The 22,683-nt window shown below is 66.6% G+C and carries 29 protein-coding genes; 17 read left to right on the forward strand and 12 right to left on the reverse strand.

Annotated elements, in window-relative coordinates; all coding sequences use genetic code 11:
* Positions 1-100: 100 nt before the first annotated feature.
* The 3 genes from ribB to twy1 all read right to left on the reverse strand — a co-directional run bounded on the left by ribB (position 101) and on the right by twy1 (position 2,641).
* Positions 101-775, reverse strand: a complete 675-nt coding sequence (gene ribB, locus KZ498_RS19365; protein WP_312620885.1) for a 3,4-dihydroxy-2-butanone-4-phosphate synthase — start codon at positions 773-775, stop codon at positions 101-103.
* On the reverse strand, positions 762-1,460 hold the full coding sequence (locus KZ498_RS19370) for a DUF120 domain-containing protein (RefSeq protein WP_312620886.1): 699 nt from the start codon (positions 1,458-1,460) through the stop codon (positions 762-764). Before KZ498_RS19370 ends, ribB begins: the two co-directional genes overlap by 14 nt.
* A 200-nt stretch (positions 1,461-1,660) precedes the next feature.
* Complete coding sequence (gene twy1, locus KZ498_RS19375; protein ID WP_312620887.1) at positions 1,661-2,641, reverse strand: 4-demethylwyosine synthase TYW1; 981 nt, start codon at positions 2,639-2,641, stop codon at positions 1,661-1,663.
* Positions 2,642-2,892: 251 nt separating this feature from the next.
* On the opposite strand from twy1, the gene KZ498_RS19380 reads away from it, so the two are divergent.
* The gene (locus KZ498_RS19380; RefSeq protein WP_312620888.1) at positions 2,893-4,131 is read left to right on the forward strand and encodes a hypothetical protein; all 1,239 of its coding nucleotides are present in this window, start codon (positions 2,893-2,895) and stop codon (positions 4,129-4,131) included.
* Positions 4,132-4,164: 33 nt separating this feature from the next.
* Positions 4,165-4,590 carry a hypothetical protein gene (locus KZ498_RS19385; protein ID WP_312620889.1) on the forward strand — a complete coding sequence of 142 codons (426 nt, stop codon included), beginning with the start codon at positions 4,165-4,167 and terminating at the stop codon, positions 4,588-4,590.
* A gap of 99 nt (positions 4,591-4,689) precedes the next feature.
* On the opposite strand, the gene KZ498_RS19390 is transcribed toward KZ498_RS19385, so the two are convergent.
* Positions 4,690-4,827 carry a hypothetical protein gene (locus tag KZ498_RS19390; protein WP_004964745.1) on the reverse strand — a complete coding sequence of 46 codons (138 nt, stop codon included), beginning with the start codon at positions 4,825-4,827 and terminating at the stop codon, positions 4,690-4,692.
* A gap of 145 nt (positions 4,828-4,972) precedes the next feature.
* On the opposite strand from KZ498_RS19390, the gene KZ498_RS19395 reads away from it, so the two are divergent.
* Complete coding sequence (locus tag KZ498_RS19395) at positions 4,973-5,140, forward strand: zinc ribbon domain-containing protein (RefSeq protein ID WP_312620895.1); 168 nt, start codon at positions 4,973-4,975, stop codon at positions 5,138-5,140.
* 11 nt (positions 5,141-5,151) lie between these two features.
* Here KZ498_RS19395 and KZ498_RS19400 read toward each other — a convergent pair whose 3' ends face one another.
* Positions 5,152-5,724, reverse strand: coding sequence for a peroxidase-related enzyme (locus KZ498_RS19400; protein ID WP_312620896.1), 573 nt, complete (start codon positions 5,722-5,724; stop codon positions 5,152-5,154).
* Positions 5,725-5,872: 148 nt separating this feature from the next.
* Between KZ498_RS19400 and KZ498_RS19405 the strand changes: the two genes are divergently transcribed.
* Entirely contained in the window at positions 5,873-6,346 is a 474-nt protein-coding gene (locus KZ498_RS19405; RefSeq protein ID WP_312620898.1) for a DUF6789 family protein, read from the forward strand.
* Between the two features lie 12 nt (positions 6,347-6,358).
* Here KZ498_RS19405 and KZ498_RS19410 read toward each other — a convergent pair whose 3' ends face one another.
* The gene (locus KZ498_RS19410) at positions 6,359-6,883 is read right to left on the reverse strand and encodes a helix-turn-helix domain-containing protein (protein ID WP_312620900.1); all 525 of its coding nucleotides are present in this window, start codon (positions 6,881-6,883) and stop codon (positions 6,359-6,361) included.
* Between the two features lie 134 nt (positions 6,884-7,017).
* On the opposite strand from KZ498_RS19410, the gene KZ498_RS19415 reads away from it, so the two are divergent.
* The 7 genes from KZ498_RS19415 (at position 7,018) to KZ498_RS19445 (ending at position 12,415) form a co-directional block, all read left to right on the forward strand.
* Complete coding sequence (locus KZ498_RS19415) at positions 7,018-7,392, forward strand: NifU family protein (RefSeq protein ID WP_058993009.1); 375 nt, start codon at positions 7,018-7,020, stop codon at positions 7,390-7,392.
* 391 nt (positions 7,393-7,783) lie between these two features.
* Entirely contained in the window at positions 7,784-8,329 is a 546-nt protein-coding gene (locus tag KZ498_RS19420; protein WP_312620902.1) for a CDP-2,3-bis-(O-geranylgeranyl)-sn-glycerol synthase, read from the forward strand.
* Positions 8,323-8,511, forward strand: a complete 189-nt coding sequence (locus tag KZ498_RS19425) for a hypothetical protein (protein ID WP_312620904.1) — start codon at positions 8,323-8,325, stop codon at positions 8,509-8,511. The genes KZ498_RS19420 and KZ498_RS19425 overlap by 7 nt, the downstream gene beginning before the upstream one ends.
* Positions 8,508-9,662 (forward strand): hydroxymethylbilane synthase, encoded by a 1,155-nt coding sequence (gene hemC, locus KZ498_RS19430; RefSeq protein ID WP_312620905.1) that lies wholly within the window; start codon positions 8,508-8,510, stop codon positions 9,660-9,662. Before KZ498_RS19425 ends, hemC begins: the two co-directional genes overlap by 4 nt.
* Entirely contained in the window at positions 9,659-10,411 is a 753-nt protein-coding gene (gene cobA / locus KZ498_RS19435) for a uroporphyrinogen-III C-methyltransferase (protein ID WP_312620907.1), read from the forward strand. The genes hemC and cobA overlap by 4 nt, the downstream gene beginning before the upstream one ends.
* Positions 10,411-11,211 (forward strand): uroporphyrinogen-III synthase, encoded by an 801-nt coding sequence (locus KZ498_RS19440; RefSeq protein ID WP_312620908.1) that lies wholly within the window; start codon positions 10,411-10,413, stop codon positions 11,209-11,211. Before cobA ends, KZ498_RS19440 begins: the two co-directional genes overlap by 1 nt.
* A gap of 19 nt (positions 11,212-11,230) precedes the next feature.
* Positions 11,231-12,415 carry an MFS transporter gene (locus KZ498_RS19445; protein ID WP_312620909.1) on the forward strand — a complete coding sequence of 395 codons (1,185 nt, stop codon included), beginning with the start codon at positions 11,231-11,233 and terminating at the stop codon, positions 12,413-12,415.
* Between the two features lie 8 nt (positions 12,416-12,423).
* On the opposite strand, the gene KZ498_RS19450 is transcribed toward KZ498_RS19445, so the two are convergent.
* The gene (locus tag KZ498_RS19450) at positions 12,424-13,146 is read right to left on the reverse strand and encodes a PspA/IM30 family protein (protein WP_312620910.1); all 723 of its coding nucleotides are present in this window, start codon (positions 13,144-13,146) and stop codon (positions 12,424-12,426) included.
* A 215-nt stretch (positions 13,147-13,361) separates the two neighbouring features.
* Between KZ498_RS19450 and KZ498_RS19455 the strand changes: the two genes are divergently transcribed.
* The 6 genes from KZ498_RS19455 (at position 13,362) to KZ498_RS19480 (ending at position 18,782) form a co-directional block, all read left to right on the forward strand.
* Positions 13,362-13,616, forward strand: a complete 255-nt coding sequence (locus KZ498_RS19455; protein ID WP_312620912.1) for a hypothetical protein — start codon at positions 13,362-13,364, stop codon at positions 13,614-13,616.
* Between the two features lie 4 nt (positions 13,617-13,620).
* Entirely contained in the window at positions 13,621-14,268 is a 648-nt protein-coding gene (locus KZ498_RS19460) for a hypothetical protein (RefSeq protein WP_312620913.1), read from the forward strand.
* 65 nt (positions 14,269-14,333) lie between these two features.
* A complete protein-coding gene (locus tag KZ498_RS19465) occupies positions 14,334-15,854 on the forward strand; it encodes a DHH family phosphoesterase (protein ID WP_312620915.1) in 1,521 nt (506 codons plus the stop codon).
* A gap of 106 nt (positions 15,855-15,960) precedes the next feature.
* Positions 15,961-16,194 (forward strand): hypothetical protein, encoded by a 234-nt coding sequence (locus tag KZ498_RS19470; RefSeq protein WP_312620916.1) that lies wholly within the window; start codon positions 15,961-15,963, stop codon positions 16,192-16,194.
* A gap of 42 nt (positions 16,195-16,236) precedes the next feature.
* Positions 16,237-16,554, forward strand: coding sequence for a DUF5783 family protein (locus tag KZ498_RS19475; protein ID WP_312620917.1), 318 nt, complete (start codon positions 16,237-16,239; stop codon positions 16,552-16,554).
* Positions 16,555-16,772: 218 nt separating this feature from the next.
* Complete coding sequence (locus KZ498_RS19480; RefSeq protein ID WP_312620919.1) at positions 16,773-18,782, forward strand: heme-binding protein; 2,010 nt, start codon at positions 16,773-16,775, stop codon at positions 18,780-18,782.
* Positions 18,783-18,993: 211 nt separating this feature from the next.
* Here the strand turns inward: KZ498_RS19480 and KZ498_RS19485 are convergent, their stop codons facing one another.
* The 5 genes from KZ498_RS19485 to KZ498_RS19505 form a co-directional block, all read right to left on the reverse strand.
* A complete protein-coding gene (locus tag KZ498_RS19485) occupies positions 18,994-19,422 on the reverse strand; it encodes an iron-sulfur cluster assembly scaffold protein (RefSeq protein ID WP_312620921.1) in 429 nt (142 codons plus the stop codon).
* Between the two features lie 169 nt (positions 19,423-19,591).
* Entirely contained in the window at positions 19,592-20,839 is a 1,248-nt protein-coding gene (locus tag KZ498_RS19490; protein ID WP_312620922.1) for a cysteine desulfurase, read from the reverse strand.
* A gap of 83 nt (positions 20,840-20,922) precedes the next feature.
* Positions 20,923-21,381: a hypothetical protein gene (locus tag KZ498_RS19495; RefSeq protein WP_312620924.1), complete on the reverse strand. Its 459-nt coding sequence runs from the start codon at positions 21,379-21,381 to the stop codon at positions 20,923-20,925.
* A 90-nt stretch (positions 21,382-21,471) separates the two neighbouring features.
* Positions 21,472-21,762 carry a DUF424 domain-containing protein gene (locus tag KZ498_RS19500; RefSeq protein WP_312620926.1) on the reverse strand — a complete coding sequence of 97 codons (291 nt, stop codon included), beginning with the start codon at positions 21,760-21,762 and terminating at the stop codon, positions 21,472-21,474.
* Complete coding sequence (locus tag KZ498_RS19505; RefSeq protein ID WP_312620927.1) at positions 21,759-22,487, reverse strand: tetratricopeptide repeat protein; 729 nt, start codon at positions 22,485-22,487, stop codon at positions 21,759-21,761. Before KZ498_RS19505 ends, KZ498_RS19500 begins: the two co-directional genes overlap by 4 nt.
* Positions 22,488-22,683: the final 196 nt, after the last annotated feature.

Raw genomic sequence — 22,683 nt, forward strand, 5'->3', positions numbered from 1 at the left:
CGTGTCAGGCGGTACTCCCGGAACCTTCCCTAACCTCTATACGATAGCCCGGTAAACGGTTTCGCGGTCAATTTTCGCCGCGGTGGGGGTCACGCCGGCGTCACTCGAACCGCTCTAGCAGATTGGCGCCTTCGACGTACACCAGCCCCTCGCGGTCGGCGTAGGCCCGTGCCGCCGCCGGGGGCAGCGCCGCGCCGGTCTCGTCGTCGAGCATCTCACAGACGACGGCGGCCTCTGGCAGGTCGGCCGCGTCGGCGAGTTCGAGCGCGAGTTCGGTGTGGCCCTCTCGGTCGGCCAGACCGTCCGGGGCTGCCCGGAGAAGGTGGACGTGGCCAGGCGACCGGAACGCCTCGCTGAAGGCCCCGGGCTCGGGGTCCGCCGCGACGGCGGCCAGTTCCCGAATCGTCAGCGAGCGGTCGTCGTCGGTGATGCCGGTGAACGTGTCGCGGTGGTTCACCGTCAGCGAGAACGACGAGCGCTCGTCGTACGCGAGGTCGTGGTCGGCCGACGTGGGGTGGTCGAGGACCTCCTGCATGAACGGCAGTTCCAGCGCCTCGGCGACGCGGTTCGAAAGCGCGACGCAGACGAGGCCGCCGGCGTCGTTGCGCATTCGGGCGACTGCCTCGGGGGAGACGGCACCGGCCGGATAGACGAGGTCCGTCTCGCCTTCGCGGTCGGCGGCGTCGTGGATCAACACCGGCTCGCCGCGGGCGAAGGCGGCGACGGCGTCGGCCACGCTGTCGGCCTCGACGGCGGCGTCCTCACTCCGAGACATGGACGATCACCTCGTCACCGTCGGCCAGTTCCAGCACCTCGCGGAGCTTCTCGGGCGCGATGACTTCGAGTTGCTCCTCGCCGTGGTGGGTCCGCTCGGGCGCGATGACGTGGGCCGGCTCGTACTCGCCGTCGTTCCCCTCTATCGAGGCGGGGTAGCAGTACGCGGGGCCGTACGTCCGCTCGTCGTCCTCCCAGCCCTCGATGGTGACCGGTTCGATAGCGCTCATCCGCGCTCGCTTGCGGACGCTCTCGGCCGTGAGCTCGAGGTTGAGCGTGCCCGCGAACGGCTCGTACCCCAGCCGCTCGATGAACTGCTTCATGTAGCCCGGCAGCGTGATGTAGTGTCGTCCCTCCCCCATCCCCGAGGTGACGACGCCGGTCAGGTCGACGCTGGCGTCGGATTCGAAGATTCGCCGGTAGTCGGCGTACTCTGACTGGAGGCGTCGCTCGCCGTCATCGGTCAGTTCGACCTCCTGACCGTCGCTGACGATGTTTCGGCCCAGCAGCCCGGCGTCTTCGAGCCGCTGGAGCCGCCGCGAGGCGGTCTGGTTCGAGGCGTCCAGCCGTTCGGCGAGATCGGCACAGGACACCTTGGTCGACTCGTCGAGCGCACCGTCGAGGGCGAGCAGTTTCAGCGTCGCCAGCTCGTCCCGACCGACGCCCTGTCCCGTTGATTCAGCCATGTGCCGACGTAGGGATTCCCGTCGCATAAGCATACCGAAGGTGGGATGCATCCCACATCTGGAACAGCATGAAACCCGCTTGGAGTTGGTAGCGGAACCGTACTGTTCTTTGATGCTGGACACGATTCAACCCGGGGGCTATCGACCGTCACACTGCTGTGACGGCGCTTTCTCATCACTGCTGGCGTCTCCTCGTCGCCTCAATACTCCACGAGCGAATCCTGTTCCCAGAACTCGCTGGACTTCTCCAGTTTCGGGACCCACGTGTTCTCCTCCTCGGCGAGCATCGCCACGCGGGAGTCCTCGACCTCTTTCAACACGTCGTGGTCGGGGAGGTACTCGCCCATCTCCCGGGCGAACTCCCGGACCTCGCTGTGGTCGGGCATCGAGTCGCGGTCGAGACGGCCCCGCGAGTGGCCGACGTGCATGTACGCCTTCATCTCGACGAAGTCCGCGTCGGCCCGGTCACACATCGCCGCGTACCACTCGGGGTGGTGCATGTTGTGCCCCTTGACCAGCGTCGTCCGGATGACGGTGCGGGTGTCTTCTTTCTCGGCCAGAGCGTCCAGCGTGTCGATGAGCGAGTCCCAGGCGTCGTCCTCCATCGCCTGCACCGTCGAATCGAAGGTCTGCCGGTCGGCGGCGTCGACGGAGACGTACAGCTGGGTCGGGTCACACCGCTCCAGCATCTCCGTGTTGGTCCCGTTGGAGACGAGGAAGGTGGTGATGTCGCGGTCGTGGAACTCCTCGATGAGTTCCGGCAGGTGCGGGTAGAGCGTGGGCTCGCCGTCCAGCGAGATGGCGACGTGGCGGGGCTCCATCGCCTGGTCGAACACCTCGCGGGGGACCTCGTCGTTGCCGCCAAAGCCCGACAACAGCTTCCGCTGGAGTTCCACGGAGGCGTCGGCGACCGCCGCGGGGTCGTCCCACTCTACGTCGCCGAGTTCGTAGGCGTGGCCCGCGTGGTCGCGCCAGCAGAACACGCACCGCTCGTTACATTTGACGACCGGCGTCATCTGGATGCAGCGGTGGGACTCGATACCGTAGAAGATGTACTTGTAACATTTCCCCTCCCCACGCAGGGCGTTTTTCGTCCAGCCGCAGGTCTGGGCGGCCGTGTGGTTCTCGCTGTGGTAGGCCGGGTCCGAGACCTGTTTCGGACCGCCGTCGGCGTCACTCATTGGACACTGGTTCAACAGCCAGCGGCAAAAACTGTTGGGAGATGGGTCGCTCTTCTCGGCGGACCCGCTTTTTGTAATACGACACGACTGAGCGGACTCAAGTACAATTCAATAGACTGTACTATCAGTGCAAGGTACTTACCAATTCAATAGATTTAATTGAAGTGAGTATACATCATGCAAATAGCCACGGGTGGAATGGCTCTCGTGGTGCGGTGCTGTTCCCCGTAGGGGGGGGAAAGGTGCAAACAATGTCAGAAGGTAGTTCAGGAGACGACAGTCTCTCCGTCGACAGGCGAAGCGCTCTGAAAATGCTCGGAACGGCCGGTGTCGCAGTGGCCGGCACGGGGCTCGGGTCGATCGCGTTCTCGGGCAGCAGTGCAGCGGCATCAGTCGATATCGGCGCGACGAACCCGGGCAGCGTCACAAACGACCGGGGTGACCTGAGTAAGGTCACCATTGACCCGACGTTTCGGGTGGAGTGGGACAACTTAGATACTGCCGTCGGGAAGGTGTTCTACGTCATCGAAGGCCGGACCAGGGATAACGGTACCTGGAGCGACTGGTCGCCGGTGTTCCGTTCGACGCCGTGGTTGACGCCACAATCGGGTAAGCCCGCCGGTGTGACTGTATCGAAGCCAGGAACCTCCGGCCATCTCGACTTCTACGTACCGCTGTCCACGTTTTTGAACCGGTCGTCGGCGAATCGAGACAACGATAACCCCAGTCCCGGTTTCGGGTCGACCGGGAAGGCCGAGGACCCGCGACCGCTGCCCCGTCCAATCGAGGTCGTCAACGAGCTCGGCCGGCCGGACTACGAGAACGCAGACGTAAACTACCCCAACGGTCACGAGTCGTACTTAGCTGGAAACTCCGTGGGGAGTGCGGACGACGCTTACTCCGAGCTTGATAACGGGAAACTCTCTCGGACGGCTGGTGGCGAAATTGAAACCGGTGACTCGTCGCTGACTGACAACGGGGGGACGCTCCCGCTGGTCAACAACTTCCCCGGCGCTGAAAGCGGCTACTACGGCGCGGCCGACGACACGTCCCGGTTCGACGTCGACGAGGACGGCGCTTCAGACACCGACACCGTCGAAATCAGGTACACGTTCGCGCTCCAGACACTGACCGAGGGTGATGTTCCGTACTTCACTGGGAGCAACTTCGATGAGAACTACAGCTCAGCGGAGGACCCAGTAGATACGGCTGTCAGGGAGGATTCGTGGCTCGAAAACGTCCGTCCAGCGGATGTCAACACCGGAAACTCCGAACTGGTGATGGACGGCACCGACGGCTATCCCTCGATAACGAACAACGGCGCAAACACAGCAGCGTCGAACGTCTACGACGCGTACCAGGCGATTGCCGACTCCCACCCGGCCGTTATCAGTACCACCGCGCAGTTCACCGTCTCCGTGACGAACGAGGCTGGTGACAGCGGTGTCACCGGGGATACTGGTGCGGGGGCAAGCGGCGGCGGACAGTAACCCCGCTACAGGACTCGGTCTTCCTCCGTTTCAATGAGCCCAGACCTCTCACTGGCATCCCCGCGGGCCGCGTTTCTGACCGTCGCTGTAGTCGTTGCGTTACTCGGCGTCGGACTCGGAACGTCGCCGTTCGGTGGCGGCGGCCAACAGCCTGGTGTGGTGCCCGCAACCGACACAGCAACTCCCGGCCCACAACCGGGGGCAGCCGGCAGTGGTGCCGGTTCGGAGCAACCGATGCAGACAACCCCGGCAGCGACGGCAACGCCAGTGCCCGAGACACCGCCGGAACCAGCAGAACCCGAGCCAGAAACCGACGGTGGAGCCGGCCCCGGCGACTCAATCGCTTCGGACGGTACGGATGGCGGCAACAGCGGCGCAACTGACGACTCGAACACACCGCAAACGGATGGGAAACCGAGTTCCGGAGTCGCCGGGTCGACTAACGCCAGCGTCCAGTAACGTCGGCCCGTCCGGTAGTCGTCGGCCGCTGTTTGCCGGACGGTGGGTCAGGAAAGTACGGTGCTTGCCAGGCGGTTCGATTCGGCGACAGTCAGCCGCTCACGTCAGTTTGACGATGGGGTTGCTCATGTGGTGGCCGACGACGTTGCCGTTCTCCATAATCCGGTCGTAGCCGTCGTCGTCGACTTCGATCCGCGTTTCGCTGTCCTTCTGCATCAGGTAGAGTGTTTTGTTCATACACCGGTGGATGCCCCTGATAGGCAAGACCGGAACTACTAGGTGTATAGATACGCGCTGTGATGTATGCTATATGTATCAAATCCCGGTGAAGATGTATCTCAGCCGGAAGATTTTGGGGGCTTGGGATACTGAGTACACTAGTATGGGAGTGCTTGACACAGTCTCCGAGCTGTTCGGCTCCGGGGACCACCACTACAGGTTCCGCTGTGACGACTGCGGGACCGAGTTCGCACAGCGCGCGGCGACGGTCGAGGACCTGACCTGTCCGGAGTGTGGCGCTGGGGCGGTGCGGCAGGCCGATACGGCGTGAGGCAGGTCTCGTCAGCGGCCCAGGTCGTAGAACTCGTCGTTCGGGCGGATGTCGGCGAGGTGTGCCAGGCGGTTCGAGAGGTTGAAGAAGGCGGCGACGCTGCCGATGTCCCAGACAGCGCGGCGGCTGTAGCCGTGCTCTTCTAATCGTTCGAGGTCCGCGTCCTCGATACGGGCGGGCGATTCAGTCAGTTTCACCGCGAAATCGAGCATCGCCCTGTGCGTCTCGTTGATGTCGGCCGTCCGGTGGTTCGCGGCGACCTGCTCGGCGAGTTTGGGCGCGTCGGCGTAGATCCGCAGGAGCGCGCCGTGGGCGACGATGCAGTAGAGGCAGTCGTTGACGCCGCTGACGGCGACGATTATCAGCTCGACTTCCTCCCGTTCCAGTTCCGTCTCCTCGACCAGGGCGTCGTGATACGCAAAAAAGGCCCGGAAATGCGAGGGTCGATACGCCATCGCCGGGAAGATGTTCGGCGTGAAGCCGGCGCGGTCGGTCTCCTCCGCGATGCGCTCCTGCAGGTCCTCGGGGAGGTCGTCGACATCAGGCGTCTCGAAGCGACTCATCACCGTGTCGGAGTCTACCATAGCGCATGTCGGGCCGCCCCCGGCTTGAAAGTTCGCCGCCTGCCTGGTCATGGCCGCCGAGCGCTGGCGTATAGTTCTTGCGGGGGCGTGGCCCGGGGCCGAACAGCCACGCCGGCTCTTTTGACAGACGGCACGACCAGTCGTATGCATGTCAACGACTACGGAAACGACACAGACGTACGAGTTCGGGACCGGCAACTGGAAAGCGGGCGTGCTCGGCGGTGTCGTCGGGAGCGCCGTCATGGGGGCACTGATACTGGTGATGAACCCGCCGACACTGGCCGTCGCAATCCCGTCCCTGTACGGGCTCGCGCCGCCGCCCAGTCCGGGGGCCGGGCTCGTCGTCCACCTCTCACACGGGGCTGTGATGGGCGTGATGTTCGCTGGACTGGCGAGTGTGTTGCGTCTGGAGACGTCCGGGAAACTGCTCGGGCTCGGCGTCGGCTGGGGCGTCGTCACGTGGGCCGTCTTCGCCGCGCTCGTGATGCCGGTCTGGCTGGGTGTCGTCGGCTCGCCGGCCTCGCCGCCGTTCCCGAACTTCGCGCCGCCGTCGCTGCTGTGGCACGTCGTCTACGGCGTCGTTCTCGGCGGCGTTTACGCCGCGACCGCCGACCGGCTCTGAAACGGCCGCTCCTTACTCTTCCTGGAACACGGTCCACTGGCGCTCGTCGGTCCCGGCGTCGGCTATCGCCTCGACTTTCTCGCGCTGCAGGCCGCCCAACTGCGCGGTGGCCAGCCGAACCCACGACAGGAACTCCCCGCGGAGCCGCTCCCGCACGACCTCGGGCGGCTGTGGGGTGTAGACGTACACGTGCCCGCCCTCCGGTCTGATGCGCCGGCGCTTCTCGACGACACCGAACTCGGCGAGGTGGTTGAGATGCCGCGCGACGACGCTCCGGTCGTAGCCGATCTGCTCGGCCAGTTCTGTCACGGTCAGCTCACCGCCCTCCATCACGCAGAGACAGACGTCCAGTTCGGTGCCGGACATGTCAAAGACGGTCCGCAACAGGGTTTCCAGCGACGGCTCGTCCACTGCCGCGTCCCCCGTCTCGACCGCGTCCATCGGCCCGCCACAGCACTCCGGCCGGTTGTCGCCGATGCCGACGCCGCCACAGGTCACACACTCGAACAGCCGCGTTTCGTCAGCGGAGGGTGTCATACGACGAGCTACTCGTCCCGCCCGTAGAAGCTTCAGGTATGTTCGGAGTAACTGACACGGGCCTCGGTCTGTGCCCCGTGATAGATATGTTAGTCCAAAGGTCTAAGCCCTCCCGGGACGGAATACAACTCACTATGAGCACTGAGACTGAGGACGCCAACGACCTGCGCGAGCGAATCACGAACTTCCTGCGCCGCAACTTCCCCCAGATCCAGATGCACGGCGGGAGCGCGGCCATCGAGGAGATCGACCGCGAGGAGGGTAGCGTCACAATCCGCCTCGGCGGCGCCTGTTCCGGCTGTGGCATCTCGCCGATGACCATCCAGGCCATCAAGACGCGCATGACCAAGGAGATTCCGGAGATCAACGAGGTCACCGCCCGAACTGGGATGGAACAGCAGGAAGGGATGTCCGGCGGCAGCGGCGGCATGAGCCCCTCGTTCCCCGGCGAGTCCCGCGGCGGCGACGTCGGCGGCGACGAGGACGAAGGCCCCGAAGCGCCGTTCTGAGGTCAGCTCTCGCTCTTTTTTAGAACCGTGGCTAGCCGCAGGTGTGGAAGCGTCTGCGCAGGTCGCCGTCTCTGTGTTCAACAGCCAGAAAGGGGCCGAGTTATCGACTCCCGTGGCTCGCTGTCGTTCGAAAGACGCTCTGTGTCTTTCGTGATGACGAGAGACCTGCGGTCTCTCGAACCACGTTCCTCCGTCGTTGCACTCCCTGCGGTGCTTTCGGCACCGAGGTCCGTCGATAACTCGGCTCCTTTCAGTCCGACCCGTTCCTGCTGGCTAAACAGCTACGGGTGGACCGAAAGGGGCGGCTGGCTCAACGTATTCACAGACATTGAGACACCTATCCCAGCAGCGAGTCACACAGATTAAGACGACGGGGGCAGACGGCGGGGGTATGGAGACGGTCGACATTGTCGTCTGGGCGCTGTGGGCGATGTTGCCGGCGTACATCCCGAACAACGCCGCGGTACTCGCCGGCGGTGGGAGACCGATAGACGGCGGCCGAACGTGGGGCGGCCGACGGGTGCTGGGCGACGGCAAGACCTGGCGCGGGACGCTGATCGGCACCGCCGCCGGAACGTTGCTCGCGCTCGGACTGACCCAGATGGCGCCCAGTGTGAGCGCCACACTGGGAATCGAGCTCCCGACGTTCCCGCTCCGGGCGGGGCTCGGACTCGCTTTCGGCGCGATGCTCGGGGACATCGGCGCGTCCTTCCTCAAGCGCCGGACGGGGCGCGAGCGCGGGGCCGCGTTCCCCGGCCTGGACCAACTGGATTTCGTCGTCGGGGCGTTGCTCTGTGCGCTCGTGGCCGCGCCGTCGTGGTTCACCGAGACGTTCACGGTCCCGGTGCTGGTCGCCGTTGTCGTCGCGACGCCGGTGTTACACGTCGTCACCAACGGTATCGCGTATCTGCTCGGGCTGAAAAACGAGCCGTGGTAACACGAAATGCCGACGCGCTCGACGGACTGACCGACTTCGCCACCGGTGGCGTGACGACGTTCGTTGCGCGGGTCGTTCCGCAGTGCGTGCTCGAACCCGTCCCCGCTGAGTCGACTGCGTACCGACATCGAACCGACGAAGAAGTGCGTTTTTACGCGCTGACCGAGGAGTGTCGGGTATGACAACACGCGGGGAGACACTGCAACTGGCGACGCGGGGCTCGGACCTCGCGTTGCGCCAGGCGGCGACGGTCCGGGACTCGCTGAGCAGTCGCCGGCTGACGGTCGAACTCGTCGAGGTGGAGACGACGGGCGACCAGATACGGGACGAACTCATCCACCGACTCGGGAAGACCGGCGCGTTCGTTCGCAGCCTCGACGAGAAGGTCCTCGACGGCGAACTCGACGCGGCGGTCCACTCGATGAAGGACATGCCGACCGAACGGCCCGACCGTCTCGTCGTCGCGGGGGTCCCCGAGCGGGCCGCCGCCGAGGACGTGCTGGTGACGCCCGATGGCCGCTCGCTCGACGAACTCCCGGAGGGCGCGACCGTCGGCACGTCGAGTCTCCGCCGCCGGGCGCAGCTGCTCGCCGAGCGCGACGACCTCACAGTCGAACCGCTCCGGGGCAACGTCGACACGCGCATCGCGAAACTGCTGGCTCCGTCGCTCCAGCGGGAACATCAGGAGCGCCACGAGGCCGAACAGGAGCGGAAGGGCAACGCCGGCGACCCCGACACCGACGAGGAGGCGGAACACCCCTACGACCGCACGGTCGAGGAGTGGTTCGACGACCTCACCGAGTTCGAGCGTCGAGCGATGGAACGGGACCCGGACACCGAGTACGACGCCATCGTGCTGGCGAAGGCAGGGCTCCACCGGGCCGGGCTGACGCGCTACGTCGGGATGGCCGACCTCGACCCCGACCGGTTCGTACCCGCCCCGGGCCAGGGTGCGCTGGCGGTGACTGCCGTCGACGGCGACCTCGCGCTGGACATCAAGGACAGGCTGGACGACCCACAGACCCGCGTCGAGACGACCGTCGAGCGGACGATTCTGGAGGAGCTCGGCGGCGGCTGTGTCGCGCCCATCGGCGTCCACGCCCAGCTCGAGGGCGGCGTCGTCCACACGCGGGTGCGCGTGCTCTCACAGGACGGCACGGAGGAGGTTTCGGTCGGGCGCGACGTCCCGGCCGAGCGCCACATCGACGCGGCTCAGGACCTCGCGGCGGAACTCGCCGAGCAGGGCGCCGACGACCTCATCGCCGAGGCCAAGCGCGACTCGACAGGAGCGGACGACGACGCCGCGACGGCGCGGGAGGAAGACGAGGAATGACCACAGGCAAGGTGTATCTGGTCGGCTCCGGCCCCGGCGACCCGGACCTGCTGACGGTCAAGGCAAAGCGCCTGCTTGAGGAGGCCGACGTGGTGTTACACGACAAGCTCCCCGGCCCCGAAATCATCGGGCTGGTCCCCGAGGAGAAGCGCGAGGACGTGGGCAAGCGCGCCGGCGGCGAGTGGACGCCCCAGGAGTACACCAACGCCCGGCTGGTCGAACTCGCCGAAGCGGGCAACACGGTCGTCCGGCTGAAAGGCGGCGACCCGACGGTGTTTGGCCGCGGCGGCGAGGAGCTGGCCCACCTCGCGGACAACGGGATTCCGGTCGAGGTCGTCCCCGGCATCACGAGCGCCATCGCCGGCCCCGAAGCCGCCGGCATTCCGGTCACGCATCGGGACTACACCTCCTCCGTCTCCTTTGTCACCGGCCACGAGGACCCCACGAAGGACGAATCGGCCGTCGACTGGGCGGCGCTGGCTGCGACCGGCGGCACGCTCGTCGTCCTGATGGGCGTCGGCAAGCTCCCGCAGTACACCGAGGCCCTTCGCGAGGCGGGGATGGACCCCGACACCCCCGTGGCGCTCGTCGAACGCGCGACCTGGCCGGACCAGCAGGTCGCCACCGGCACGCTCGACACCATCGTCTCGGTCCGCGACGAGGCCGGTATCGAACCGCCCGCCATCACCGTCATCGGCGACGTGGCCGGCGAGCGCGAGCGGGTGGTGGAGTTCCTGGAGGGGTACTGATGCGCGAGAAACCCCGCCTCCGCGTGGCCGCGTTCCGCCCCGCCGACGACCGACTCGATAGCGCGGTCGAACTGCTGGAGTCGCTCGGCGCCGACCCGGTCCCGGACCCTATGCTGGCGATAGAACCGGCGACGGCGGTCGAGGACAGCGACACCGGCGATGGCGACGATAGCGACGACCAGGTCACGCCGCGTACCGACGCCGACTACGTCGTCCTGACGAGCAAGACCGGCGTCGAACTCGCCGCCGCGGCCGGCTGGGACCCCGGCGAGGCGACGGTGTGTGCCATCGGCGAGGCGACCGCCGCGGCGCTCCACGAGGCCGGCTACGGCGTCGATATCATCCCCGCGGAGTACTCCTCGACGGGACTGGTCGAAACGCTGGCCGGGCCGGTGGCCGGCGCGAGAGTCGAGGTCGCCCGGTCGGACCACGGCTCCGCGGTGCTGACTGACGGGCTGGAGGACGCCGGCGCGTACGTCCACGAAACCGTGCTGTACCGGCTGGTCCGGCCGCCGGAATCGGGCGAATCAGCGGCGCTGGCAGCCGACGGGGACCTCGACGCGGCGCTGTTCACCTCCTCGCTCACCGTCGAGCACTTCCTCGATGCAGCCGCCCAGCGCGGCGTCCGCGAGGCCGCCATCGACGGGCTGAACGAGGCGACCGTGGGCGCTATCGGCGAGCCGACGCGAGAGGCGGCCGAAGCCGCCGGCATCTCGGTCGACGTCGTCCCCGACCAGGCCGACTTCGAGGCGCTGGCCTGCGAGGCCGTCGAAGCGGCGGCCCCGTCACACCACGAATGACGGGCGCAGCGACCCGATAATGGGGTCCTCGGCACGGCAGCTTGGACTCCTGACCGGCTGGCAAACGGTCGCGAGCACCTGCTTCTACGCCCTGTTCGCGGGCACAGCCCTGCTGAGCGACGCCATCGGGCTCTCCCGGTTCCAGGTCGGGCTCGTCGTGACAGCCGGAACGCTCGGGTACACCGTCGCCCTGTTCCCGGTGGGTGCGGCCGTCGACGGAGCCGGTGAGAAGCCGGTGCTGGTGGGCGGGCTGCTCGCGCTGGCGCTTGGCGTCGCTGCCGTCGGGCTCGCGGGCTCGTACTACCCCCTGCTCGCGGCGGCCTGCGTTCTCGGGGCCGCCTACGCAACGGCGATGCCGGCGACGAACCGCGCGATCGTGACCACCATCCCCGCGGCCATCCGCGGCCGCGCGATGGGAATCAAGCAGGTGGGCGTCACCGGAGGGAGCGGCGTCGCGGCTGTGCTCGTCGTCAGTTTCGCCCCCTCGGTCGGTGCCTGGAACCTGGGCTTTCTCCTTGTCGGTGGCCTTGCGGTCGTGGTGGCGCTCCTGTTCGCGCTGGGATACAGCGGGACGCCGGGCGGGGAGTGGCGACTGCCCGACGTCCGGGCGCTCGGTCAGAACACCGCCTACGTCTCGCTCGCGGGGGCCGGGTTCTTCCTCGGCGCGGCGCTTTTCACCACGGTCGGCTACGCGACGCTGTACCTGACCGACGCTGTGGAGGTGTCCGTCGCCGTCGCCGGCGCGGGCTTCGCCGCGATGCAGGTGTCCGGGAGTGGCGGCCGCGTCGTCGCCGGGTGGGTGGCCGACCGCCGAACGGAGCCGGAGGCGCGGGCCAACGCTCTCGTACTGCTGGGACAGGCAACCCTCGGCGTCCTCCTGCTGGCTGCGCTGGCGACCCCCGGGCTTCCGAAACCGATTGCGATGGCGGCGCTGGTCGGTGTCGGCGCGACAGTGCTGGGCTTTACGGGACTGTACTACGCCTGCATGACCGCGCTGGTCCCGACTGACGAAGTGGGCGCGGCCACTGCCGGCGGCCAGACGGCGCTGAACGGCGGGGCGCTCCTGGCGCCACCGGCGTTCGGGTTCCTGGCGGACACCATCTCGTTTCGGGCCAGTTGGGCGCTGCTCGCCGGCGTCGCGACGGTCGGGGTCGCGCTACTGGCGGTCACTGTCCGCCGCACGGGCGACCCGACCGCCGGATGACTAGTCCGTTACGCGGCTTCCTCGACTGCCTCGCGCTCGTCCATCTCGGCCCGCAGCGTCGCCAGTTCGTTCTCGACGGCCCGCTCGCTGGAGAGGCGGTCGAGCTCCTGGTCGATTGAATCGCCTTCGTCGAGCACGGATTCGAGCTGGCCGCTTTCTTCGAGTTCCTCCAGCGCGGCCGCACGCGCCTCCATCTGGTCCGTGCGCTCCGTCGCTCGCTCGATGGAGCGGTGCACGTCGGCCATCGTATCGCCGGCGCCGGTAAACGCCTCCGAGACCCGCGCCGAGGCCTCGGCGGCCTGATACCGGGCTTTCATCGTCTCCTTTTTGGTGCGGAACTGCTCTATCTGGCTGCTGAGTTCGGCCCGCTTGCCGACCAGGCGGTCCTGCGTCTCCTGCAGGTCGTCTATCTGGCCCGTCAGCTCCGTTATCTGGCTGACGTTGACCTGTTTCTTCTCAAGCGCCCGGCGCGCGAGGTCGTCGCGCCCCTCCTGCAGGGCGGCGCGGGCCTGTGTGTCGTGTTTCTCGACGTTGGACCGCAATCGGGTCCGGTGTATCTCCAGGCGCTTCTTCTGGGTCGTCACGTCGGCGATACCGCGGGTCACGTCCTGCAGTTCGTCCCGGAGTTGCTCGTAGGAGTAGTCCAGTTCAGCCGCCGGGTCCGACGTCCGGTTGAGCAGGGCGTTGAGTTTGGCGCGAATCGCGAACGCGAACCGCCGGAGCAGGCTCATCGCGGCCGCTCCGGCCGGCAGGTAACTCGAGGCGATTCCGACTGTGGCTCGGTCGTGACAGCGGGCATATCATCTCGTATGACTGACACGGTTATAATAGACGGTGTTACTCGATTTAACAGGGGTTTAATCGGGTAAATCGAGGGCAAACCGGCGGAATTCGACCTTATCGTCTGGTTACTTGATGGGGCCGCGGGGCCAACGAACAGGTGACGATGACACGAACTCTACTGCACACGGTCGGCACGCTGGTGCTCGGGCTGACACTCATCACCGGTGCGGCCGCGGCCGCACCCGCGGTGGACACCGACGACGCGACGAGCGCCGTCGGCCCGCCCGGCGGTCTCCCGGACCAGGTCCCCGACTTTGTGACGTCGATCATCGAAGCGATCCAGGAGTTCCTCACCGGCGGGAACGACGCCAGCCCCGGCTCGGACGTGAGTGGGGCGGCGACAGGGGCCGGTACGTAGGCCGATGAACGGGAAGCTACTCGCCGTCGGCGGTGTCCTCGTGCTCTTGCTCGCGGGCGTCGGCGGGGCGTTCGTCGCCGGCCTGGGCCCGTTCCAGGGGAGTAGCAGCAGCGAGGACATCTCTGAGTTCCCGACGGCGACTGCTGACGGCGGGACCGTCAGTGCCGACGACGGGACCGTCAGTGCCGACGACGGGACCGTCAGTGCCGACGACGGGACCGTCAGTGCCGACGACGGGACCGTCAGTGCCGACGACGGGACCGTCAGTGCCGACGACGGGACCGATTCCGACGGCAGCGCGGCCAGCACCCCGCCGTTTGCGTTCACCGTCGACGCTATCGAGGAGTGCGGCCAGACCTGCCGCGACGTGACCTCGACGCTGACGAACCAGCAAAACAGCACGGCCGAGGCCGTCACCGTCTCCACGCGGATTTACGCCGGAAACGACACCGACGGTGACGTGGTCTGGGAAGGCTCCGAAGACGTGGGCACGCTCGAAGCGGGGGAGTCTTACTCCACGACTCGGCGCGTCGACCTGTCGTTCCGTGACGCCTACGCCATCCAACGGGCGGACGGCCGGATAACCGTCCGAACGACCGTCGAGACGACCGACCGGACCGTCACGTTCACTGACCGGCGGACGGTCGCCTGAGGGGCTGCTGGGAGCGACCGTGCGTCTGAACGTTTTTATGCCAGAGCGCACCAATCTCCGGTACGATGACTACGACCGGCCCCGTTCCAGCGCTCGCCGACCGCGCGGCCGCATGTGCCGACCGGCTTCGGGCCGCCGACCGCGTGTTGCTGGCCTCCCACATCGACGCCGACGGGCTGACCAGCGCCGCCATCGCCACCGCGGCGCTGTCGCGGGCCGGCATCCCCGTCGAGACCGTGTTCAAGAAGCAACTCGACGCCACAGAAATCGAAAGCATCGCCGCCCGCGAGTATGATACCGTCCTGTTCACCGACTTCGGCTCGGGCCAGCTCGATGTCATCTCCGGGCACGTCGCCGCGGGCGATTTCGAGGCAATCGTCGCCGACCACCACCAGCCGTCGGACCCGGACGACTGCCACCCCGACGCGGTCGTCGACACCGACGGCTACGCCGACTTCGAGACCCATCTCAATCCGCTGCTCGAAGGTATCAACGGCGCGTCGGAGCTCTCGGGTGCGGGCGCGGCGTACGTCCTCGCCCGCGCACTCTCGACCGGGGAGACGGACAACCGCGACCTCGCCGCGCTCGCGGTCGTCGGCGCAGTCGGGGACATGCAGGCCGTCGGTGGCGAACTCGTCGGGGCCAACGCCGGCCTCGTCGAAGAGGGAATCGACGCCGGTGTCCTGGAAGAGGGCACCGACCTCTCGCTGTATGGCAAACAGACCCGACCACTGCCGAAACTGCTCGAGTACGCTACGGAGGTCCCGATTCCGGGCATCTCGAACGACCAGGCCGGCGCGACTCGGTTCCTCGAAGGCCTCGGGCTTGACCTGAAAGCTGACGGCGGCCGGTCGAGCGACGAGAGACCGGGTTCGGGAGGCGCGCGGAGCGCGTCTGCCGGCGACTGGCGCACGTGGGCGGACCTCTCCGACGACGAGCGCCGGACCGTCGCTAGCGGGCTGGTCCGGCGCGCCGTCGAGCGGGGCGTCCCGGCGGACAAGATAGAGACGCTCATCGGCACGACCTACACGCTGACCGCGGAACCGCGCGGGACGGAGCTCCGCGACGCGAGCGAGTTCTCGACGCTTCTGAACGCCACGGCCCGATACGAGCGGGCGGACGTGGGGCTGGCGGTCTGTCTCGGCGAGCGCGATGACCCGCTGAAACGCGCGCGGACGCTGCTGTCGAACCACCGCCGGAACCTCTCGGAGGGACTCACGCTCGTCAAGGAGCGCGGCGTCACGGAGGCGGGCTCCGTCCAGTGGTTCGACGCCGGCGACGCCGTCCGCGAGACCATCGTCGGCATCGTCGCCGGGATGGCGCTGGGGACCGACGGCGTCGATTCGGACAAGCCAATCATCGCGCTGGCCAGCACTGACGACGACGAGACGAAGGTGTCCTCGCGGGCGACCGGCCCGCTGGTCGGCCGGGGCGTCGACCTGTCGGTCGTGATGCGTGAGGCCGCCCAGTCCGTCGGCGGCGACGGCGGCGGCCACGACATCGCGGCGGGCGCGACCATCCCGACAGGGGAGGAATCGACGTTCATCGATGCGGCCGACGAGATTATCAGCGAGCAATTATCGTAGCGGCCCCCTCGCTTCAGCGGCGATATACGGATTGAGCGGCCGGGTTGTAACTCACTGCCAGTATCAGCAATAAAAGCTATACGTCCGCTTCTCCGAACACTCCACGATGGACTCTCGGGGCCTGTTCGATATCGCACTCGTCGTGGTCGCCGGCATCCTAGCCTACACTGAGACGTTCGGCCTCGCGAACCCGCGGACGACGCTCGAAGAGATCATCGCAGCCATCGCCGGCCTGGACATCCGCGTCTATCTCGTCCTGGGCGGCATCTTCGGCATCTGTTTCGTCGCGTATCTCACGATGTACCTGCCCCAGAAGGACGCACGAACGATACAACGGTGAACATCGGGCCATCTTTATTCCCGGCCCTGTACGGTTTTGCCAATGACGGAGTTCGACCCAGAGAAGTTCGAGGACAAGTACGCGAACTACTTCACGGAGCTGCAGAAGGCGTACAAGAACGCCTTCGAGCGGATGAACGACACGTACGACTCCGAACTGGTCCACGCCATCGACCAGCAGGTCCTCAACGAGTCAGAGCCGTTCTACGAGGACGGCGGATTCACGGTCGAACTGCCTGAGAACCCGGCTGATCGCCTGTCGGCGGTCATCGTCGACGACGAGAAACTCGACGCCGTCCTCTCCGAGTACGTCGACGAGATAGAGCGCGAACTGCGCCGCGTGTTCGACATCGACGACTGACTTCGCTCGCCGGAGGCCGGCAGCCCCTCGCTTGTATTCTTCAGGCGGCTCAGTCACAGTGGCCCCTGGCTCGGATGGGGTGGGCTGCCACTGGGGCTCGACACCGTCTCCGACTCGCCGACACGTCACTACACACACCGTTTGAGCCACTGGCCGAGAAGTCGCCGTCCCGGAACGACATGAGAAGCTTCCTTACTATCGACCTGTAACCGGCATCTATGGACCAACGCAAGCCTCCAGCCACGGAAGAGGGCTGGTATGCGCTACACGACTGTCGGAGTATCGACTGGGATGCCTGGCGCGAGGCCCCCCAGCGGGTCCGCGACCGTGCGCTCTCGGAGGGTATCGGCTTCCTCGACGCGTACGAAGCCGTCGAGGACGCCGAGGAGGGCCAGACGGCGGTCTACACCGTCATGGGTCACAAGGCCGACATCATGATTCTCCACCTGCGGCCGACGATGGGCGACCTCGACGCGGCCGAACGGCACTTCGAGCAGACGGAGTTCGCCGCCTTCACCGAGCGGGAGTTCTCCTACGTCTCCGTGACGGAGGCCTCGGGCTACACCGAAAAGTCCCGCGAGTACTTCGAGGGCGAGGTCGACGACGACTCCGGGCTGGCTCAGTACATCCAGGCCCGGCTCCACCCCGACGTGCCCGACGAGGAGTTCGTCTGCTTCTACCCGATGAGCAAGCGCCGCCAGCCCGACCAGAACTGGTACGACACGTCCTTCGAGGAGCGGGCGGCCCACATCAAGCGCCACGGCGACATCGGCCGCACGTACGGCGGCGACGTGAACCAGATGATCGCCGGCTCAATCGGTTTCGACGACTGGGAGTGGGGCATCACGCTCTGGAGCGACGACATGCGCCATATCAAGGAGCTGCTGACCGAGATGCGCTTTGACCCATCGACCTCGCAGTTCGCCGACTTTGGCCCCTTCTACGTCGGTCGGAAGTTCGACCCCGCCGAGTTGCCGGCCGTCCTGGCCGGCCAGCGGGTGCCGACCGACGACGAGTCGGTTCCGGAGACGCCGGCGGACGTTGCGGGACAGGAGCACGCTCCGGCCGACGCCGGTGCGAGTCACAGCCACGCCGAGGAGCCGGCTGCGAGTGACGCGCAGGCGGGGACACACGCCGGCGGCGACACCGGGAGCCACGGCGGTGCCCATCCCGGGAGCGCCAGCGAGGGCGACCATCCGCATTCGGAGGCGTCGCCTGAGGAGGACGAAGCGGACTCGTCGAGTAGCTCGGGCGGCCGGCCGGACGTCTCGGCCGACTTCGAGGAGGTCGAGGACGCCACACAGCGGCTCGGTCGACTGGGCCTGCACGAGGGCGACGCCTACGACGCCGGGGACTACGCGCTGGTGTTTCACTCCTCGGCGGACGCGGAGGACATCGTCGACGACGTGTCCGACCTCGAGAGCAGCTTCGACCACTACGACCGCCACGTCCGGACGGCCGTGCGAGCCGACAGCGGCCAGACCTACGTCGTCAGCATCTGGACGGCGAAAGACGCCGCCGAGACGGCGGCCGGGTTCCTGACCGACATCGACGGCATCGAGGAGCAACTCGGCGGTCCACTCGGCGAGGCTGACGAGAACGGCGAGGCCGAGGACGACAGTGAGGCCCAGACAGCCGAGTCCTCGAAGTCCATCCGCGAGACGCTCGAATCGGCGGGCGTCTACGCCGGGAAACCACACGGCGAGGACGTGTACGCGCTGGTCGTCTACTCCGAGGCCGACGCGGGGACGCTCGACGACGAAGTCTCGGACCTCCGGAGCGCGTTCGAGCGCTACGACACCCACGTCCAGACGACGGTGTACGGCGACACCGACGGCGACCTCTCGGCCGTCGCGTCGCTGTGGGACACCGAGGACGCCGCCGAGACCGCCAGCGACTACCTCACCGACCTCCCCGGCGTCGTCGGCCGCCACGGCGGGGGCGACGGGTTCGGGACGATGGGGATGTTCTACACGGTCAAGCCCGAGTACCACGAGGACTTCGTCGAGAAGTTCGACACTGTCGGCGGCCTCCTCGAAGAGATGGACGGCCACCGCGAGACGTCACTGCTTTTCAACCACGACGACGAGAACGACATGTTCATCGCGAGCCAGTGGGACTCACAGGAGGACGCGATGGCTTTCTTCCGCTCCGAGGAGTTCTCGGAGACGGTCGACTGGGGCCGTGACGTGCTGGCCGACCGACCGCGGCACGTCTTCCTGGCCTGAGGAACTGTCCGCTACCGGCCGGCGACGAACCGTAGCCGCCGGTAGTCGGCCACCCAGGTATCGCCGTCGAACAGGGTCGGCCGTCGAGGCGCTCCTCGACGGCCGACAGCACCGCGTTCCGCTCGTCGAGGTCGGTGCCCGTCGCTATCTGACACGGCCTCGGCTGTTCCGGGAGGAAGCGCAAAGAATACCGACGGTGCCTGAGTACGCCTCAGTCGTCGTCTTCGGTGGTCGTCCGGTCGATGTCCTTCTTACCGAAGTAGATCTCCGCCCCGTCCTGTGCCACCTTCTCGGCGAGGACGGCACACTTCACGCGCATCGGCGAGATGTCGACGCCGAGCATCTCCGTGATGTCGTCGCGGTCCATCGCTTCCAGGTCCTCGACCGCCATCCCCGCCAGTTCCTGTGAGAGCATCGACGCGGAGGCCTGGGAGATGGCACAGCCGTCGCCCTGGAAGGCGACCCGCTCGATGGTCTCCTCGCTCTCGTCGAGGACGACGTCCATCCGTATCTCGTCGCCGCACATCGGGTTCTCGCCGATGTGGGTAAACGTCGGGTCCTCGATCTCCCCGTAGTTACGGGGGTTCTTGTAGTGATCGAGGATCTGCTGCCGGTACATGTCCGAGCCACCGATACCCATAATTAGACTGTGATACGGCTGTCAATCGGAAAAGGCTTCCGAGCCACCTTTTTCATCGTCGGGTCGCCGAAGGCGACCACCCCTCGAAAAACGTGGGCGAAAAAGGCCGGACGCTCACTTTGTTCGCGTCCGGGGAAACCGCGCGCCGATGGCGCCCGGTAGAGGTTGACTACGCGAACAACTGCCGGGCGTCGTCGATAGCCGAAACGAGCTTGTCCACTTCTTCCCGCGTATTGTAGATGTAGAACGAGGCACGCGCGGAGGCCGGGACGCCCATCTTGTCGTGGAGGGGCTGGGTGCAGTGGTCGCCGGCACGGATGGCGACGGCGGAGTCGTTGAGAATCGAGGAGAGGTCGTGGGCGTGGACCGAATCGAGGTTGAACGCGACCAGACCGCCCCGTTCTGTTCCCGCGGGCGGGCCGTACGTCTCCACGTCGCCCTCGTCTCTGAGCTGTTCCAGCGCGTACTGGGCGAGCTGTTCCTCGTGGCGCTGGATTCGTTCCATGCCGATGTCGTCGAGGTAGTCACAGGCCTCGGCCAGCGCGATACCCTGACAGATGACCGGGGTGCCGGCCTCGAACTTCCAGGGGAGGTCGTTCCAGGTGGAATCCTCGAAGGTGACCTTCTTGATCATCTCGCCGCCGTAGAGGTACGGCTCCATCTCCTCGAGAATGTGTTTCTTGCCGTAGAGGACGCCGATGCCCGTCGGGCCGGCCATCTTATGTCCCGAGAAGGCCAGGAAGTCGGCGTCGATGGCCTCCACGTCGACGGGGCGGTTCGGGACCGACTGTGCGCCGTCGACGAAGATGTAGGCGTCGTGGTCGTGGGCGATGTCCGCCAACTCCGAGACGGGATTGACCGTCCCCAGCGTGTTCGAGACGTGGACGACGCTGACCATTGCAGTGTCGTCGGTGATGATCTCGCGGGCGTGGTCCATATCGAGCGTGCCGTCCTCGTCGACGCTGATGTAGCGACAGGTCGCGCCGGTCTTCTTGGCGATCTGCTGCCACGTCACGAGGGAGGCGTGGTGCTCCATCTCCGTGAGAACGACCTCGTCCTCGGGACCGAGTTCGTTCAGCCCCCAGGCGTAGGCGACCAGGTTCTCGCTCTCCGTGGTGTTCTTGGTGAAGACAATCTCCTCGCGCTCGCCGGAGGCGCCGATGAACTCGGCGACGCGGTCGTGGGCGTCCTCGTAGGCGACGCTGGCCTCCTGACTGAGCTGGTGGAGGCCCCGATGGACGTTGGCGTTGGTCGTCCGGTAGTAGTCCGCGATGGTCTCGACGACCGGCTCGGGCGTCTGCGTGGTGGCCGCGTTGTCGAGATACACCACTTGCTCGCCGCCGAACTCCCGCTGGAGGATGGGGAAGTCCTCGCGGATACGCCCCACGTCGAGCAGTTCGGATTCAGAATGTCCCATTACCTCCGTACAGGGGCTCGACGGTCAACATTCCTTCGGTTCACCTAGAACTCTGTCGGTGCGGCAGCGGTCGGTCCCCCGACCTATCCCGAGTCGGAGTCGGACACGGACTCGGCGGCCATCGCGTGCTGTTCCCGGTAGGTCTCAAGCAGGTAGTTGTCCCAGACGAGGTCGCCGAGGACGTGTGCGTACAGGACGACGGCGGTAAACAGCGCCAGTGGCTCGGAGACTAGCCAGAGCCCGAACACGACCGTGCCGCCGATGAGGTGGTGGCTGAGTAGTCGCTGGAGCGGCCAGAGGTCCTGTGGGCCGAAGATTTCGTCCTGGTCGAGCAGCACGATCTCCGGGTTTCGGAGACAGCGGCGGAGCGCGGCCCAGTCGCCGGTCTCCAGTCGAGCCACGGCGAAGTGGTCGAAGTCGATGGCGACGCCGACGACGGCCGCGTAGCCGACGGCGGCCCACCAGGGAAGGGGGACCGGCAGGGTGGCGACGCCGGCGGCCCCGACGGCCACAGAGACGATGGCGTGGTCTCGAGAATACATACGTGTCCCCCTCGTCGGGCGTGCGCAAAGACTGTCGTGGTCGAGCGGCATCGACCGGCTACATCCTCGGGGTCGAGCAAAAACGACCGGCTACATCCAGAGCAGCTGTGCGTGGCGCGTCTCGCCCAGGTCGAGCACGTTCTCCTCGTCGACGAAGCCGTGCTCGACGGCGACGCTGACAGCGTCGTCGCCGACGATGTTGGCGACGGAACAGCGGGCGAGGCTGTCGACGATCTCGTCTTCGGTGGCTGATTCGCCGCCGTAGAACTCCTCGTTGACCGTGAGCGATACGGGGCCGTTCTCGAACGTTTCGCCCATGATATCGGGGTCACAGACCGAGACGAGCAATCCCTCTTGAGTATCGCGTTCGTTGAGTATCATTCCAGCAGTTGCTGTTCGGCCTCCTCGCGCATCTCGTCGACTTCCTCGGCCAGTTCCTCGGCGCGGTCGAACTCGCCGACCTCTTCGAGGGCGCGGGCCTTCTCTTCGAGGATATCGGCGTTCCGGAAGCCGAGCCGGATGGCGTTGTCGAACGCGTCGATAGCCTCGTCGGCCAGCCCGCGTTCGAGCAGGAAGAAGCCGCGGTTGTACCAGCCCTCGCCGAAGCGGGGGTCGACCTCGATGGCGCGTTCGGCGTGTTCGAGCGCCTGTTCGGAGCGACCGGACTTCCAGAGCGCGTACGCGAGGTTCGTCTCCGCCGTGGCGGCGTGGTCGGACTCCTCGTCGAAGTTGAGCGCTTCCCTGTACGCGCCGATGGCGGCATCCCACTCTTCGAGTTCCGCGTGGGCCGCCCCCTTGTTCGTCCAGGCCTCCTGCTTGAGCCGGTCGTCGTCCGTGTACTGGGCGACGCGCTCGAAGGTCTCGGCGGCCTGTTCGTGGCGGTTGATGTGCATGTACTCCAGGCCGACGTCGAGCAGTTGCTCGGGGTCGACAGCATCAGAGGAGATGTTCCGCTGGTCCAGCAGGTCGGTGACGACACGGGAGTCGACGGGGTCGACCTTGTCCGGGTCCACTTCGAACTCAGGCGGCTCGAGGTCGAACCCCTCGTAGGGGTCGTCGAACCCCTGCCCCTCGGAGAACGCGTGGTCGTCGTCGTGGTCTGTCATACCTGCTGATTGACGGCCAATCCGGTTAAGGGCTACGTCCACGGCTCGCCAGGATTTCGGCGGCAAGCGACCGGATTTCCGGCTATGCGGGACCCGCTGGTGCTGGATGCGTTCCCCGTCTTCCGCGGGGTCGTTTTTCCCGTGAGTCCCCGACCGGGGTGCCCGGTGGTTTCTTGCGGACCGAGCCGGAATCTCC

It is taken from the genome of Haloarcula sp. 1CSR25-25, from assembly GCF_032027985.1.
Classification (GTDB): Archaea; Halobacteriota; Halobacteria; order Halobacteriales; family Haloarculaceae; genus Haloarcula.

Bases quoted from the DNA above. Each gene is read 5' to 3' on its own strand.
- ribB (WP_312620885.1), bottom strand. From the start codon at position 775: ATGTCTCGGAGTGAGGACGCCGCCGTCGAGGCCGACAGCGTGGCCGAC.
- KZ498_RS19370 (WP_312620886.1), bottom strand. From the start codon at position 1,460: ATGGCTGAATCAACGGGACAGGGCGTCGGTCGGGACGAGCTGGCGACG.
- twy1 (WP_312620887.1), bottom strand. From the start codon at position 2,641: ATGAGTGACGCCGACGGCGGTCCGAAACAGGTCTCGGACCCGGCCTAC.
- KZ498_RS19380 (WP_312620888.1), top strand. From the start codon at position 2,893: ATGTCAGAAGGTAGTTCAGGAGACGACAGTCTCTCCGTCGACAGGCGA.
- KZ498_RS19385 (WP_312620889.1), top strand. From the start codon at position 4,165: ATGAGCCCAGACCTCTCACTGGCATCCCCGCGGGCCGCGTTTCTGACC.
- KZ498_RS19390 (WP_004964745.1), bottom strand. From the start codon at position 4,827: ATGAACAAAACACTCTACCTGATGCAGAAGGACAGCGAAACGCGGATC.
- KZ498_RS19395 (WP_312620895.1), top strand. From the start codon at position 4,973: ATGGGAGTGCTTGACACAGTCTCCGAGCTGTTCGGCTCCGGGGACCAC.
- KZ498_RS19400 (WP_312620896.1), bottom strand. From the start codon at position 5,724: ATGGTAGACTCCGACACGGTGATGAGTCGCTTCGAGACGCCTGATGTC.
- KZ498_RS19405 (WP_312620898.1), top strand. From the start codon at position 5,873: ATGTCAACGACTACGGAAACGACACAGACGTACGAGTTCGGGACCGGC.
- KZ498_RS19410 (WP_312620900.1), bottom strand. From the start codon at position 6,883: ATGACACCCTCCGCTGACGAAACGCGGCTGTTCGAGTGTGTGACCTGT.
- KZ498_RS19415 (WP_058993009.1), top strand. From the start codon at position 7,018: ATGAGCACTGAGACTGAGGACGCCAACGACCTGCGCGAGCGAATCACG.
- KZ498_RS19420 (WP_312620902.1), top strand. From the start codon at position 7,784: ATGGAGACGGTCGACATTGTCGTCTGGGCGCTGTGGGCGATGTTGCCG.
- hemC (WP_312620905.1), top strand. From the start codon at position 8,508: ATGACAACACGCGGGGAGACACTGCAACTGGCGACGCGGGGCTCGGAC.
- cobA (WP_312620907.1), top strand. From the start codon at position 9,659: ATGACCACAGGCAAGGTGTATCTGGTCGGCTCCGGCCCCGGCGACCCG.
- KZ498_RS19440 (WP_312620908.1), top strand. From the start codon at position 10,411: ATGCGCGAGAAACCCCGCCTCCGCGTGGCCGCGTTCCGCCCCGCCGAC.
- KZ498_RS19445 (WP_312620909.1), top strand. From the start codon at position 11,231: ATGGGGTCCTCGGCACGGCAGCTTGGACTCCTGACCGGCTGGCAAACG.
- KZ498_RS19450 (WP_312620910.1), bottom strand. From the start codon at position 13,146: ATGAGCCTGCTCCGGCGGTTCGCGTTCGCGATTCGCGCCAAACTCAAC.
- KZ498_RS19455 (WP_312620912.1), top strand. From the start codon at position 13,362: ATGACACGAACTCTACTGCACACGGTCGGCACGCTGGTGCTCGGGCTG.
- KZ498_RS19460 (WP_312620913.1), top strand. From the start codon at position 13,621: ATGAACGGGAAGCTACTCGCCGTCGGCGGTGTCCTCGTGCTCTTGCTC.
- KZ498_RS19465 (WP_312620915.1), top strand. From the start codon at position 14,334: ATGACTACGACCGGCCCCGTTCCAGCGCTCGCCGACCGCGCGGCCGCA.
- KZ498_RS19470 (WP_312620916.1), top strand. From the start codon at position 15,961: ATGGACTCTCGGGGCCTGTTCGATATCGCACTCGTCGTGGTCGCCGGC.
- KZ498_RS19475 (WP_312620917.1), top strand. From the start codon at position 16,237: ATGACGGAGTTCGACCCAGAGAAGTTCGAGGACAAGTACGCGAACTAC.
- KZ498_RS19480 (WP_312620919.1), top strand. From the start codon at position 16,773: ATGGACCAACGCAAGCCTCCAGCCACGGAAGAGGGCTGGTATGCGCTA.
- KZ498_RS19485 (WP_312620921.1), bottom strand. From the start codon at position 19,422: ATGGGTATCGGTGGCTCGGACATGTACCGGCAGCAGATCCTCGATCAC.
- KZ498_RS19490 (WP_312620922.1), bottom strand. From the start codon at position 20,839: ATGGGACATTCTGAATCCGAACTGCTCGACGTGGGGCGTATCCGCGAG.
- KZ498_RS19495 (WP_312620924.1), bottom strand. From the start codon at position 21,381: ATGTATTCTCGAGACCACGCCATCGTCTCTGTGGCCGTCGGGGCCGCC.
- KZ498_RS19500 (WP_312620926.1), bottom strand. From the start codon at position 21,762: ATGATACTCAACGAACGCGATACTCAAGAGGGATTGCTCGTCTCGGTC.
- KZ498_RS19505 (WP_312620927.1), bottom strand. From the start codon at position 22,487: ATGACAGACCACGACGACGACCACGCGTTCTCCGAGGGGCAGGGGTTC.